The organism is Roseovarius sp. MBR-154, assembly GCF_053628595.1.
Map to the genome: position 1 here is coordinate 1 of NZ_JBRJGR010000021.1, position 13,978 is coordinate 13,978.

Below are 13,978 nucleotides of genomic sequence, written 5' to 3' on the forward strand. Positions count from 1 at the left end.
CGTCAGCGTCGTCTTGCCGTGGTCCACATGCCCGATCGTGCCGATGTTCACATGCGGCTTCGTGCGGTCAAACTTTTCCTTTGCCATGGTCGTGGCTCCTCTTTTTCTTATGCGGATGGTGGGGTTGAACCCCACCCTACGGTGATGGGTAGGGCGGGGTCACCCCGCCACCCGGGTTATGCGTATTTCGACTGGATCTCTTCGGAGATGTTCTGCGGCACCGGATCGTAATGCGAGAACTGCATCGTGAACTGCGCGCGGCCCGAGGACATCGAGCGCAGCGTGTTGATGTAGCCGAACATGTTGGCGAGCGGCACGTTCGCGTTGATCGCGATGGCGTTGCCGCGTGGCTCCTGACCCGAGACCTGACCGCGCCGCGACGTGAGATCGCCGATGACGTTGCCGGTATATTCCTCGGGCGTGACCACCTCGACCTTCATGATCGGCTCGAGCAGCTTGGCCCCGGCCTTGCGCAGACCTTCGCGCATGCACATCCGGCCCGCGATCTCGAACGCCATCACCGACGAGTCCACGTCGTGGAACTTGCCGTCGATCAGCGCGACCTTGAAGTCGATCACCGGGAAGCCGGCGAGCGGGCCGCTATCCATGACGGAGCGGATGCCCTTCTCGACGCCCGGGATGTATTCCTTGGGCACCGAGCCACCGACGATACGGCTCTCGAAGCTGAAGCCTTCACCGGCCTCGGTCGGCGAGATGACCATCTTGACCTCAGCGAACTGACCCGAGCCACCCGACTGTTTCTTGTGGGTGTAGGTATGCTCGACCTCGTGACCGATGGTCTCGCGATAGGCCACCTGCGGCGCGCCGATATTGGCATCGACCTTGAATTCGCGCTTCAGACGATCCACCAGAATGTCGAGGTGAAGTTCGCCCATGCCCTTCATGATGGTCTGACCGCTCTCGATGTCGGTTTCCACACGGAAGGACGGATCTTCGGCGGCAAGCCGCGCCAGACCGGCGGACATCTTTTCCTGGTCGCCCTTGGTCTTGGGCTCGACCGCGATCTCGATCACCGGATCGGGGAAGGTCATGGTTTCCAGAACCACCTGCGCCTTGGGATCGCAGAGCGTGTCCCCGGTAGTGGTGTCCTTCAGACCGGCCAGTGCGATGATGTCGCCGGCGAACGCCTCGTCGATTTCTTCGCGGTTGTTGGAGTGCATCATCATCATCCGACCGATGCGCTCTTTCTTGCCCTTGGTCGAGTTCTGAACCGTGTCGCCCTTCTTGAGCACGCCCGAATAGACGCGCGTGAAGGTCAGGCTGCCCACGAACGGGTCGTTCATGATCTTGAACGCCAGGCCCGAGAACGGCATCGCGTCATCCGCGCGGCGCGGGATGTTGCGGGTCTCGGTCTCGTCATCCGGGCTGAAGCCCATGTAATCGACCACGTCGAGCGGGCTCGGCAGGTAATCGACCACCGCGTTGAGCAGCGGCTGCACGCCCTTGTTCTTGAACGCGGAACCACCCAGAACCGGCACGAAGGTGAGTGACAGCGTACCCTTGCGGATCAGGCTGCGCAGCGTCGCCACGTCGGGCTCATTGCCTTCGAGGTATTCCATCATCGCGTCGTCGTCCATTTCGACGGCGTTCTCGATGAGCTTGGCGCGCCACTCGTCGGCGATGTCCTTGAGTTCGTCGCGGATCGGCTGACGGGTCCAGGACGCGCCCAGATCCTCACCTTTCCAGGTCCACTCTTCCATGGTCACCAGGTCGATGATACCCTCTAGTTCGGTCTCAGCCCCGATCGGCAACGCGATCGGCACGGCGCGGGCGCCGGTGCGATCCTCAATCATCTTGACGCAGTTGTAGAAATCGGCGCCGATCTTGTCCATCTTGTTGACGAAGACGATGCGCGGAACCTTGTAGCGGTCGGCCTGACGCCACACCGTCTCGGTCTGCGGCTCGACACCGGCGTTGGCGTCCAGCACGCAGATCGCGCCGTCGAGCACGGCCAGCGAGCGCTCGACCTCGATGGTAAAGTCGACGTGGCCGGGCGTGTCGATGATGTTCATCCGGAACTTGGTGTCGTCGGTCCCCTCCTTGGTGGGGTCCTCCTGCCACTGCCAGAACGTCGTGGTCGCAGCCGAGGTGATCGTGATCCCGCGTTCCTGCTCCTGCTCCATCCAATCCATGGTGGCCGCACCATCGTGCACCTCACCGATGTTGTGGGATTTGCCGGTGTAAAACAGGATCCGTTCCGAGCAGGTGGTCTTGCCTGCGTCGATATGGGCCATGATGCCGAAGTTGCGATAGCGTTCGAGCGGATAGTCGCGTGCCATGATTGAGATACCTCTAAAGGTTTACCAGCGGTAATGGCTGAACGCTTTGTTCGCGTCTGCCATCTTGTGGGTGTCTTCGCGCTTTTTCACGGCCGAGCCGCGGCTCTGGACAGCGTCGACCAGCTCACCGGCAAGACGCTCTTCCATGGTGTTCTCGTTGCGCGCGCGAGAGGCGTTGATCAGCCAGCGGATCGCCAGCGCTTCACGGCGCTCGGGGCGGACCTCGACAGGCACCTGATAGGTGGCACCGCCGACCCGGCGCGAGCGCACTTCGACCGAGGGCTTGATGTTGTCGAGCGCCTCGTGGAACACTTCCACCGGCGCGCGCTTGATCTTGCCCTCGACGCGCTCCAGCGCGTTGTAGACGATTTTCTCTGCGGCGGACTTCTTGCCGTCCACCATCAGGTTGTTCATGAATTTGGTCAGAACCCGGTCGCCATACTTGGCGTCGGGCAGAATTTCGCGTTTCTCAGCGGCGTGACGACGGGACATCTGTTATTCCTCTTGTTCCTCTGCGGGCGAGGTCCCGGGCCGATGCCGGGACGCCCGAAATCCTTATTTCGGACGCTTGGCGCCGTATTTCGAGCGGCGCTGCTTGCGGTCCTTGACGCCCTGCGTGTCGAGCACGCCGCGCAGGATGTGATAGCGCACACCGGGAAGGTCTTTCACACGGCCGCCACGGATCAGGACAACCGAGTGTTCCTGAAGGTTGTGGCTCTCACCGGGGATGTAGCTGATGACCTCGAAGCCGTTGGTCAGGCGGACCTTGGCAACCTTCCGCATGGCCGAGTTCGGCTTCTTCGGCGTCGTGGTATAGACGCGCGTGCAAACGCCACGTTTCTGCGGGCAGCCCTGCAGGTGCTGTGACTTGGTGGTTCTGACTTTCGGCTGCCGCGGCTTGCGGATCAGCTGTTGGATCGTTGGCATTCCGGTTCTTTCCCCGTCTCTCAACACATGTGTCTGCACGAGGTGACCCGTGCGGTTCATCATCCGCGCACTGCGCGTCCGCAATACGCAAAAACCGCAATCGCACCCCATATCTCGGGTCCGACGCGGTGGGTTTCCAGAGGATCGGGGCGTCACGCCCGGATCTTGACCACTTCAGTTCTGATACAGGCGGTGGGGCGGCCCCCTTTGCCTTGGATGGGGCGCGTATAGGGGGAGTCGCGGGGGTTGTCAACAGGTCCGCCCGGCGCTTGCGTCAGCCTTGTCAGCCCTTGCACTGTTCCGGTGTTCCCCGCCAAAGCGTGGCCTGCCCCGCCGGTACTGTCACGCGCATGCAAGAGGCGTCAATGACGGTTCGACGACGGCTCGACGCGCGTTTCGGGACGCCGCGCTTCTGGCATGGAACCGGGCCTCTCGCAAGAAACACGGTCTAGGCCCATTTGTCTATCGAGTATCGGATCACGTCCGCCACATCCGTCCCGATCGTCGTCGCGCGGCCGTCCCCGCGATTGTTCAGCACATGGTTGAGCAGCTTCGTCTTGCCCCGCCGAGAAACCCGCGAGCGCCGCAGTCAGCGGACGGGCGCCTGCGGCAGATGTGGCAAGCCTCCTTGAGGACATGCGATGGAATCGTGTGTCCCTTTCCGAATCATGACATCAGATCGAAGTCGCGTTCCCCCGCTCGACATTGTGCACAACCCATGTCAAAGCGGCAGCGGCCCGCCCTTCAACAAGAGACCGTACCGGCATGCCCCGCGCCCCAGTCACCGTGTCCGGCCATTTCGACGAATGGATCCAAGGACGGCTTGCCCGGGGTGGCCCGGTCGTGCTGATCACGCTTGTGTGCCCGGCCCTGTCGGCGCGCGCGCCGCGCGTTGGACTGCGCCTGCCCGCCCTGTTCGACGCCGCGCGCCTCAAGGCCTTCGCTGCCGCGCTTGGGCTCGGGGTTCCCGACTGGCCGACGCTCGACTGTGACATGCCGCTTGGCGCGGGGGCTGGAGCCTCCACCGCCTGTCTCGTGGCGTCCGCCCGCAGCCTTGGCCATTCCGGCCCTCCCGAGACCGAGATCGTTGGCGGGCTCTGGGGGGCATCCGAGCCGACCGTCTCGGCAGATGAGGACTTTCCCGACATCTCCGGTCTTGCGGAGATCTGGCCGGGGGCCGGGTCCGCGCTGAAAGAGGCCGGGCTGCGCGACGTGCGGCACTTTCGCACCGGGGGCTCGGCATGAGTTTCGCGGCGATGATGCTGGCGGGGCTCGCGTTCGATCTCGTGCTGGGCTGGCCGGATCGCCTCTATGCCCGGATCGGCCACCCGGTGACATGGCTCGGCCGCCTGATCGCGGCGCTTGAGGCGCGCCTCAACAGCGGCACGCATGACATACGCTTGCGTATGGGCGCACTCACCACCCTGATCACCATCGCTGCCGCCACGCTTCCAGCCGCGATTCTACAGGCGATGCTCCCCGATGGTCCGCTCGGCTGGCTGATCGGGGGGCTTCTGGCCTGGCCGCTCGTTGCACTGCGCTCGATGCATGATCACGTCGCCACCGTCGCCAAACCGCTGGTCAGCGGCGATCTCGACGCAGCGCGCCACGCGGTGGCGATGATCGTGGGCCGCGACCCGGCCACGCTCGATACCGCAGGCGTCGCCCGCGCGGCTATCGAGAGCCTGGCCGAGAATACCGGCGACGGGATCGTTGCGCCGGTTTTCTGGGGTGTGGTCGCGGGCCTGCCGGGCATCGCCGCTTACAAGGCAATCAACACGCTCGATTCGATGATCGGCCACCGCAATGAGCGATACGAGGCCTTCGGCAATGTCGCCGCCCGGCTCGACGATCTGGCCAACCTGATCCCGGCGCGGCTGACGGGGCTGGTCTTTGCCCTCGCCTCCCCGCGCCATGCCCTGCGCACACTGCGCATCATGGCCCGCGACGCCCGCCACCACCGCTCGCCCAATGCCGGCTGGCCCGAGGCCGCGATGGCGGGCGCGCTCGGCATCCGTCTCTCGGGGCCGCGCGTCTATGGCACCCATGTCAGCGACGAGCCCTGGCTCAACCCCGGGGCACCTGACCCGACGGCAGATGACATGCACCGCGCCCTGTCGCTCTATGCCCGCGCCATGACGCTCATGGCGGTTGCGCTCTTCGGGCTTTCACTGGTCTAAGACGGCATGGACAGCACGCCTCGCGATCACGGCGGCAATCTCGATGCCGCGATGCACCGGTTCGGCGGTGACAGGGCGCAATGGATCGACCTGTCGACAGGCATCAACCCGGTGCCCTACCCCATGCCGCCGCTGTCCCGGCATGCGGTGGCCGACCTGCCCACCACATCCGACATGACCGCGCTGCGCGAGGCCGCCGCCGCCTGCTATGGCACGGGTGCCCATGTCACCCCGCTTGCAGGCGCGCAGGCGGCACGCCCGATGCGGCGGCCGCACAAGAGCATCTCGCACGGCACCACATCTGGTCGCGCATCTTCCCTAATTGCAGCACTGGCTCCGCCTCGACCTCGCCGGGACAGCGGCGGAGTGGGCGCGTCTCGAAAAGGTCCTTTGAGGGGGTGCAATGGCCTTGATCTGCCATTGAATCCTGCCCGCGCGAAACGCACCGACGGTGCTGTGACCGCGCCGAGCCACGCCACTCCCTATCCCAGCCCGCAGACCTCCATCACCTCCCGCACCCGCTCGGCATTGTCGCGCGCGCCCCGGCCACCCTCGTGCCACAGGCCGTTCTCGAACCCGACGCGCAGCTTGCCCCCCGCCCGATGCGCGGCGCGCAGACAGGCGGTTTCAGCCCGGCCAAAGGCGCAGAGCGCCCAGTCGGCGGGTGCTTCCCGCGCCGCCAGCCGGGCGAGAAACGGGTCAAGATCGTGCGCATCGCTTTCCTGCGCGTCGCTGTAACGCCCCAGCACGAAGATCAGCTGCAAGCCCGATGCATCACGCAGACCCTCGGGCACCAGCCGCGCCAGCAGATCAAAATCCGCCGCATCGTACAGGATATGCTGCACCGCGATGCCACGCTCGGCACAGGTGGCGTAGAACCCCGGAGCGTCCTGCTCCTCAGCCGCCATCTCGCGCAACGCGACCGATACGAGATCCGCCCCCGAGCCAAGTGCGACATCGCGCTGATGCGGGGGCTTGTAGCGACCCGCCGCCTCGGTCGTGACCTGCACCGCCATCCCCGGCACTGCGCGGCGCAACTCTTCCAGCGCCTCGCGATAGGCCCCGGCATCCAGCAAATGCCGACCCTCTGCGTCCCGCAAATGCAGGTGCAGCCCGTCCGCCCCGGCTTCATGACAGGCACGCGCGGTCTCGACGATCTCGGGCAGAGTCACGGGCAGCGCCGGGTGATCGGCCTTGCCCCGTCGCGCACCGTTAGGCGCGACCATCAGCCGGGGTAGCGCCCTCATGCCAGCGCCACATCAAGCGCGTTGGCCAGCTTGTCGACCAACTCGCCGACCTGATCCTCGGTCAGGATGAAGGGCGGGGCGAGCAGCACGTGATCGCCATGCCGCCCGTCAATCGTGCCGCCCATCGGGTAGCAGATCAGCCCCGCGTTGAGCCCCGCCGCCTTGATCCGCTTGTTGATTCCCCGCGCGGGATCAAAGGGGGCCTTACTCTCGCGATCCTCGACCAGTTCCAGCCCGCGAAACATGCCGCGCCCGCGAATGTCGCCTATATGAGGATGCTGACTGAGTCGCGCCGTGAGCGCCTCACCCAACACTTCGCCCATGCGTGCCGCGCGGGCCGTCATGCCGCCGTCGGTCAGCTTGCTCACCACCACATCGGCGGCGGCACAGGCGATGGGATGCCCGATATAGGTATGCCCATGCTGGAAGAACCCCGATCCGCCCTCGATCGCGGCATAGATATCGCTCGAGCAAAGCATCGCGCCGATCGGTTGATAGCCCGCGCCCAGCCCCTTGGCGATGGTGACGATATCGGGGCGCACGCCGTCCTGCTCGCAGGCAAAGAGCGTGCCCGTCCGCCCCATGCCGCACATCACCTCGTCGAGGATCAGCAGGATGCCATGCCGGTCGCAAATCTCGCGGATGCGCTTGAAATATCCCGGCACGGACGGCACCGCGCCCAGCGTTGCGCCGACCACCGGCTCGGCGACAAAGCCGATCACGTTCTCGGGCCCGATGCGGTGCAATTCCGCCTCAAGCTCGTCGGCCACGCGCAGGCCATAGGCCTCGGGCGTCTCGCCTGCCTCACGCCCGCGATATTCATAACAGGGCGCGATATGCGAGGTTTCGACCATCAGCGGCGCAAACGGCTCGCGCCGCCATGCATTGCCGCCGGTGCCCAACGCCCCCAGCGTGTTGCCGTGATAGCTCTGCCGCCGCGCGATGAAGCGGGTGCGCGACGGCTCGCCCTTTTCCAGGAAATACTGCCGCGCGAGTTTCAGCGCCGCCTCCACTGCCTCGGACCCGCCCGAGACGAAATAGACCCGTTCGATCCCCTCGGGCGCATGGGCGATCAGCCGGTCGGCCAGCCGTTCGGCAGGCTCCGAGGTGAAGAACCCGGTATGGGCAAAGGCGATTCGGTCGGCCTGATCCTTGATTGCCTGCGTCACGTCGGGGTCCGAATGCCCAAGGCACGACACCGCCGCCCCTCCGGACCCGTCGAGATACCTCTTGCCGGTCTCGTCGATGATATAGGCCCCCTCGCCGCGTGCCGCGACAGGCGGGCGGGCCTTGGTGTGGCGGGGAAAGACATGGGTCATGGCACGCATCCTTGCTGTTCGCGCCACTGAAACAAATGAATCACCTGTTGACAATACGTGAAACAGATGGAACCAATTGTTTCAAAAAATACAACGTCAGGGAGTGCCCGTTTGAACAGCTCGTTCGAACACAGACTGTCGCAGAATTTCGACGGCCTCAGCGACAAGCTTCGGCAGGCTGGGGAATATGTGGCGGCGCATCCCGTCGATACCGCGACCCGGTCCTTGCGTGCCGTAGCGCAAGAGAGCGGCCTGGCCCCGGCCACGTTTTCGCGGCTGGCACGTGCCATCGGCTACCAGAGCTTCGAGGATCTGCGCGAGGCGATGCGCGAAAAGATCGGCCAGCGTGTCAACAGTTTCGCCGAACGCGCCGCGCGGCTGCAAAACGCCCACGAGGCGGGCGAGACCGGCTTTTTCGAGGCCCATGTCGGGGCCTGCCAAAACAACATCCAGACCCTTTTGCGCGACATGGATCAGCCCTTGCTTGAGCGCGCGGTCGATCGGTTGCACGCGGCGCGCAACGTGCTTTTGCTGGGCGCGCTCGGTTCTACCGGGGTTGTCGAATACCTCGCGTATATGGCGCATTTCTGCACCGGCAACTGGTCCATCGCCAGCCGCATGGGCGCCTCGCTGGGCGCAGGGCTTGCCGATCTCGATGCGCGCGACGCGTTGATCGTGGTGACCAAGCCGCCGTTTTCCACCCGCTCCATCGAGGCCGCGCAACTGGCGGCCGGTCAGGGAGCCTATGTGGTGGTGATCACCGACACCCATGGCTGCCCGGCGCTGCGCCATGCCTCCGCCAGCTTCGTGGTGCCCACCGACAGCCCGCATTTCTATTCGTCCTACGTGACCACCATGGTGCTCGTCGAGGCCATGATCGGGATGCTGGTCAGCCGCGCTGGCCCCGCCGCCCGTCAACGGATCGCACGGGTCGAAGAAAGCAGCCGCCGCCTCGGAGAAGTCTGGGACGGCTGACCTCCAAACCACCAAACATCAAGCAAGGGAGATCATGATGTTTTCGAAGTTCAAATTCACTGTCGCGGGGGCCGCATTGGCCACCATGATGGCCCCGGCGGCCATGGCCGAGGAATTCATCACCATCGGCACCGGCGGCGTCACCGGCGTCTACTACCCCACCGGCGGCGCGATCTGCCGCCTGGTGAACAAGGGCCGCAAGGATCACGGCATCCGCTGCTCGGTCGAATCGACCGGCGGGTCGATCTACAACATCAAGACCATCCGCGCGGGCGAGCTCGAGTTCGGCGTCGCACAGTCCGACTGGCAGTATCACGCCTATAACGGCACCTCGAGCTTTGAGGACGATGGCGCCTTCGAGGGCCTGCGCGCGGTCTTCTCGGTCCATCCCGAGCCGTTCACCGTGGTCGCCCGCGCCGATAGCGGCATCACCAGCTTCGACGACCTCAAGGGCAAGCGCGTCAATATCGGCAACCCCGGCTCCGGTCAGCGCGGCACGATGGAAGTGCTGATGGAGGCCAAGGGCTGGACCACCGACGATTTCGCGCTGGCGACCGAGCTCAAGGCCGCCGAGCAGTCCGCAGCACTCTGCGACAACCAGATCGACGCGATGGTCTATACCGTGGGGCACCCCTCGGGCTCGATCCAGGAGGCGACGACCGCCTGCGACAGCGTGCTGGTCGAGGTGTCGGGCGATGCCGTTGACAGCCTCGTCAACGACAACCCCTATTACCGGACCGCCACCATCCCCGGCGGCATGTATCGCGGCAATGACGAGGACACCCAGACCTTCGGCGTCGGCGCCACCTTCGTCAGCTCTGACGCGGTCAGCGAGGATGCGGTCTATACGGTCGTGAAAGCGGTCTTCGAGAATTTCGACGACTTCAAGGGCCTGCACCCCGCTTTCGCCAATCTCGACCCGCAGGAAATGGCGACCGCCGGTCTCTCGGCGCCGCTGCATGCGGGCGCGGCGAAGTATTACAAGGAACAGGGCTGGATCGAATAACGATCCTCACGCCTCAGGCAGGGGCGGCACGCCGCCCTTGCCATCCCCTTATGGCTTATTTCAGAGTGATCATATCAGATCGCGGGTTGATCGCGGCGCTTCAGGGAGACGGGACATATGGCCGATGACGCGAAGGGCAAGGGCCCGCTCAGCGAGGACGAACTTCAGGACATGGTCGCCTCCAACGACGGCGGCGCGCGCAATCCGACGGGCGCCGTGGCGCTGTTGATCGCGGTCGTGGCGGTGGTCTGGTCGCTCTACCAGGTGCTTCTGGCCTCGCCGCTCGCCAATTACGTGCTGCCCGGCGACCTGATCAACAATTCCCGCCAGATCCACCTCGCCTTCGCGATCTTTCTGGCCTTCATGGCCTACCCGATGCTGAAATCCAGCCCACACAGCTATGTGCCGATCTATGACTGGGTGCTTGGTCTCGCGGGCACGTTCTTCGCACTCTACGGCTATTTCTTCTACGACAAGATCGTCAACAATGGCGGTCTTGCCGACCATACCGACAAATGGGCAGCGCTCGCGGGGCTCATCATCCTCTTCGAGGGCGCGCGCCGCGCGCTCGGCCCGGCGATGGCGATCATCGCCACGATCTTCCTCGGCTACGTGTTCTTCGGCTCCTCCGACTGGATCCCCGAAGTGATCCGCTGGAAGGGCGCCAGCCTGCAAAAGGCGATGAGCCACATGTGGATCACCTCAGAGGGGGTGTTCGGCATCGCGCTCGGCGTCTCGACCAAGTTCGTCTTTCTCTTCGTCCTGTTCGGCGCGATGCTGGACAAGGCGGGGGCGGGCAACTACTTCATCAAGATGGCATTCGGCGCGCTTGGCCACCTGCGCGGCGGCCCGGCCAAGGCGGCCGTGGTCGGCTCTGCCGCCACCGGGCTCATCTCCGGCTCCTCCATCGCCAACGTGGTCACCACCGGCACCTTCACCATCCCGCTGATGCGCCGCGTGGGCTTCACCTCCGAAAAGGCAGGCGCGGTCGAGGTGGCATCGTCCGTGAACGGCCAGATCATGCCGCCGGTGATGGGGGCGGCGGCCTTCCTGATGGTGGAATACGTGGGCATCTCTTACGTCGAGGTGATCACCCACGCCTTCCTGCCCGCCACGATCAGCTATATCGCGCTGGTCTATATCGTCCACCTTGAGGCGGTGAAACAGAACATGCCCACCCTGGGCGATCGCGTGGTCAGCCTCGGGCGCACCATCGGCGGGATGTTCGTCTTTTTCGCAGGCTTCGCGGGGCTGTGCTACGGGGTGCAATACCCGGTCGGCTGGATCGTTTCGGCGATGCCCGACAATTCCGGCCTGGTCCTCTCGGGGCTGCTGGTGCTGGCTTATCTGGCGCTCCTGTGGCTCGCCGCCGGGGTGCCCGATCTGGAGCCGGACGACCCCAACTCCGAGGATGTGCGCCTGCCTGTCGTGGGCGAAATCTACAAGGCCGGGCTCTACTTTCTGCTGCCCATCGTGGTGCTGGTCTACTTCCTGATGATCGAGCAGAAATCGCCCGGCCTCTCGGCGTTCTGGGCAACATCGCTGCTGTTCGTGATCCTGCTGACACAGCGCCCCCTCAAGGCGATCTTTCGCGGCCAGAGCGACATGGCCAACGCCACGCGCGCAGGGCTTCTCGATCTGCTCGAAGGTCTGATCGCGGGCGCGCGCAACATGATCGGCATCGGCCTTGCCACCGCGACGGCGGGGGTGATCGTCGGCACCGTGACGCTGACCGGGGTGGGGCAGGTGATGGCCGACCTCGTGGAATTCGTCTCGGGCGGAAATCTCGTGCTGATGCTGATCTTCGTGGCGCTGCTCAGCCTCATCCTCGGGATGGGCCTGCCGACCACGGCCAACTACATTGTCGTCTCGTCGCTGATGGCGGGCGTCGTGGTCGAGCTTGGCGCGCAATCGGGGCTGATCGTGCCACTGATCGCGGTGCATCTCTTCGTCTTCTACTTCGGCATCATGGCCGATGTGACCCCGCCGGTGGGGCTGGCAAGCTTTGCCGCTGCCGCCGTTTCAGGGGGCGATGCGATCCGCACCGGCTTTGCGGCGTTCTTCTACAGCTTGCGCACCGTGGCGCTGCCCTTCGTCTTCATCTTCAACACCAACCTGCTGCTGATCGACGTGACGGTGACCCAAGGGATCATCACCTTCATCGTGGCCACCATCGCGATTCTGGTGTTCACCGCGGGCACGATGGGGTGGTTCCTGACCAAGAACCGTTTCCATGAAAGCATCGCGCTCGTGCTGATCGCCTTCGCGCTGTTCCGCCCCGACTATTTCATGAACCGCATCCAGCCACCGTTCGAGATGGTGGAGCCCGCCAACCTCGAACAGGCGCTCGACAACGCCACGCCGGGGCAGGAATTGCGCATGGTGGTCGCAGGGCCCGATTTCATCAGCGGCGAGCCCAAGGACACCACGCTGCTGCTGACCGCGAGCGAGGGCAAGGACGGTGCCGCTCTGTTGCAGGAATATGGCCTCACCCTCATCCCCGAAGGCGATCAGGTTCTGCTCGAGGAACCGATGTTCGGTACGCCCTTCTCCGAGACGATGCAGGGCTTTGATTTCTATGGCGATACCCCGGTCACGGTGGCATCTGTCAAGGCACCGGTCGCGCAGTGGCCGCAAGAGCTGATCTTCATCCCCGCGTTCATCCTGCTGGGGCTCGTCGCCCTATTGCAGCGCGGGCGCCTGTCCCGAGAGCCCCAGGCCAAGCAAGGAGTCACCGCATGACCGGTCCTGTTCTCTGCGCCGTCGATGTCAGCAACCCGCATCGTGACGATCATGTGCTGCGCGCCGCCGCCCGGCTCGCGGCGCTCGATGACGCGCAACTTGACGTGATCACCGTGGTCCCCGATTACGGGATGAGCGTGGTCGGCACCTATTTCGAGGAACACCACCACGACAAGGCGGTGGAAGAGGCGCGCCGACGTCTGAACGACCTAGTGGCCGGGGTGGTCGGCAAAGAGGCCAACGCGCAGGTCCGCCACCTCGTCGTCACCGGCAACGCCTATGACGAGATCCTGCGTGTGGCCGAGGCCGACGGCGCAAGCCTGATCGTCATCGGCGCGCACAAACCCGATTTCCGCGACTACCTGCTCGGCCCCAACGCCGCCCGCGTGGTGCGGCATTCCAAATGCTCGGTCTTCGTGGTCCGCTGAGCGCGCCGGTGCGGGTTGGAGGTCAAGCCGTTTGAAAGCGGCTTGCCAATCGCCCGGGCGCAACCCGTCAGCCGGGCAGCTTGGTCTTGCGCAGGTAGGGCAGCACCGCATCGAACGCGCCGAATTTTGCCGTCGCATCCGCGTCGCTGACGCTTGGCGGGATGATCACATCCTGCCCAACGGTCCAGTCAGCCGGTGTCGCCACGCCATGCCCCGCCGTGGTCTGCAGCGCGTCGAGCGCGCGCAGCACCTCGCCAAAATTGCGGCCCACCGTCATCGGATAGGTCATCATCAGCTTGACCTGCTTGTCCGGTCCGATGATGAACACCGATCGCACCGTCGCGCTGTCCGCGGGCGTGCGCCCGTCGGGCAGGTAGGCCTCGGCGGGCAGCATGTCGAAGGCCTTGGACAGTTCCAGGCCGTCATCGGCGACAATCGGGAAGGTCGGCGCGGCCCCGCCGACCTTTTCGATATCGGCCTTCCATTTCACGTGATCCTCGACCCCGTCGACCGACACGCCCAGCACCTTGCAGCCGCGTTTCTGCCATTCCTCGGACAGCCGCGCGACCGCGCCGAATTCGGTGGTGCAGACTGGCGTGAAGTCCTTGGGGTGGGAAAACAGGATGGCCCAGCCATCGCCCACCCAGTCATGCAGCGAAATCTCCCCCAGATCGGTTGTCACGGTCAGGTCGGGGATCGTGTCATTGATACGCAGGCCCATGTCAGCCTCCTTCTTGATGTCGTGGTTCGGTGCGCATAGGTCATTTGATCAAATCACCTCAGGCAGTCGATTTCCCGCCTTGCGGGTCACCCGGCACGCTGACAGAGTATCGCGAGATTCACGGAGGTCAATC

The 13,978-nt window shown here is 64.7% G+C and carries 14 protein-coding genes; 6 read left to right on the top strand and 8 right to left on the bottom strand.

Annotated features, from left to right (window positions below; translation table 11 throughout):
• The 4 genes from ACSSV4_RS18640 to rpsL form a co-directional block, all read right to left on the bottom strand.
• Nucleotides 1-87: GTP-binding protein (locus ACSSV4_RS18640; RefSeq protein WP_133357806.1), on the bottom strand; the 87-nt coding region annotated here is incomplete at its 3' end.
• Nucleotides 88-176: 89 nt separating this feature from the next.
• Nucleotides 177-2,300, bottom strand: a complete 2,124-nt coding sequence (gene fusA, locus ACSSV4_RS18645; RefSeq protein WP_454276608.1) for an elongation factor G — start codon at nt 2,298-2,300, stop codon at nt 177-179.
• Nucleotides 2,301-2,321: 21 nt separating this feature from the next.
• Nucleotides 2,322-2,792, bottom strand: a complete 471-nt coding sequence (rpsG, locus tag ACSSV4_RS18650; protein WP_454276609.1) for a 30S ribosomal protein S7 — start codon at nt 2,790-2,792, stop codon at nt 2,322-2,324.
• Between the two features lie 63 nt (nt 2,793-2,855).
• Nucleotides 2,856-3,227, bottom strand: a complete 372-nt coding sequence (rpsL, locus tag ACSSV4_RS18655) for a 30S ribosomal protein S12 (RefSeq protein WP_008281863.1) — start codon at nt 3,225-3,227, stop codon at nt 2,856-2,858.
• A 765-nt stretch (nt 3,228-3,992) separates the two neighbouring features.
• On the opposite strand from rpsL, the gene ACSSV4_RS18660 reads away from it, so the two are divergent.
• Together ACSSV4_RS18660 and cbiB are read left to right on the top strand one after the other, a co-directional pair.
• On the top strand, nt 3,993-4,472 hold the full coding sequence (locus ACSSV4_RS18660) for a hypothetical protein (protein WP_454276610.1): 480 nt from the start codon (nt 3,993-3,995) through the stop codon (nt 4,470-4,472).
• A complete protein-coding gene (cbiB, locus tag ACSSV4_RS18665) occupies nt 4,469-5,407 on the top strand; it encodes an adenosylcobinamide-phosphate synthase CbiB (RefSeq protein WP_454276611.1) in 939 nt (312 codons plus the stop codon). The genes ACSSV4_RS18660 and cbiB overlap by 4 nt, the downstream gene beginning before the upstream one ends.
• Here cbiB and ACSSV4_RS18670 read toward each other — a convergent pair.
• The 3 genes from ACSSV4_RS18670 to ACSSV4_RS18680 form a co-directional block, all read right to left on the bottom strand.
• The gene (locus ACSSV4_RS18670) at nt 5,396-5,632 is read right to left on the bottom strand and encodes a hypothetical protein (RefSeq protein ID WP_454276612.1); all 237 of its coding nucleotides are present in this window, start codon (nt 5,630-5,632) and stop codon (nt 5,396-5,398) included. The genes cbiB and ACSSV4_RS18670 overlap by 12 nt on opposite strands.
• 257 nt (nt 5,633-5,889) lie before the next feature.
• A complete protein-coding gene (locus tag ACSSV4_RS18675; RefSeq protein WP_454276613.1) occupies nt 5,890-6,654 on the bottom strand; it encodes a 3-keto-5-aminohexanoate cleavage protein in 765 nt (254 codons plus the stop codon).
• The gene (locus ACSSV4_RS18680) at nt 6,651-7,973 is read right to left on the bottom strand and encodes an aspartate aminotransferase family protein (protein ID WP_454276614.1); all 1,323 of its coding nucleotides are present in this window, start codon (nt 7,971-7,973) and stop codon (nt 6,651-6,653) included. The genes ACSSV4_RS18675 and ACSSV4_RS18680 overlap by 4 nt, the downstream gene beginning before the upstream one ends.
• A 111-nt stretch (nt 7,974-8,084) precedes the next feature.
• Between ACSSV4_RS18680 and ACSSV4_RS18685 the strand changes: the two genes are divergently transcribed.
• From ACSSV4_RS18685 to ACSSV4_RS18700, 4 genes are all read left to right on the top strand, one after another.
• Nucleotides 8,085-8,948 (top strand): MurR/RpiR family transcriptional regulator, encoded by an 864-nt coding sequence (locus ACSSV4_RS18685; protein WP_454276615.1) that lies wholly within the window; start codon nt 8,085-8,087, stop codon nt 8,946-8,948.
• 37 nt (nt 8,949-8,985) lie between these two features.
• Entirely contained in the window at nt 8,986-9,954 is a 969-nt protein-coding gene (locus ACSSV4_RS18690; RefSeq protein WP_454276616.1) for a TAXI family TRAP transporter solute-binding subunit, read from the top strand.
• Nucleotides 9,955-10,071: 117 nt separating this feature from the next.
• Entirely contained in the window at nt 10,072-12,696 is a 2,625-nt protein-coding gene (locus tag ACSSV4_RS18695; RefSeq protein ID WP_454276617.1) for a TRAP transporter permease, read from the top strand.
• The gene (locus ACSSV4_RS18700; RefSeq protein ID WP_454276618.1) at nt 12,693-13,124 is read left to right on the top strand and encodes a universal stress protein; all 432 of its coding nucleotides are present in this window, start codon (nt 12,693-12,695) and stop codon (nt 13,122-13,124) included. The genes ACSSV4_RS18695 and ACSSV4_RS18700 overlap by 4 nt, the downstream gene beginning before the upstream one ends.
• A 67-nt stretch (nt 13,125-13,191) precedes the next feature.
• Here the strand turns inward: ACSSV4_RS18700 and ACSSV4_RS18705 are convergent, their stop codons facing one another.
• Nucleotides 13,192-13,845, bottom strand: a complete 654-nt coding sequence (locus ACSSV4_RS18705; RefSeq protein ID WP_454276619.1) for a peroxiredoxin — start codon at nt 13,843-13,845, stop codon at nt 13,192-13,194.
• Between the last annotated feature and the right edge of the window lie 133 nt (nt 13,846-13,978).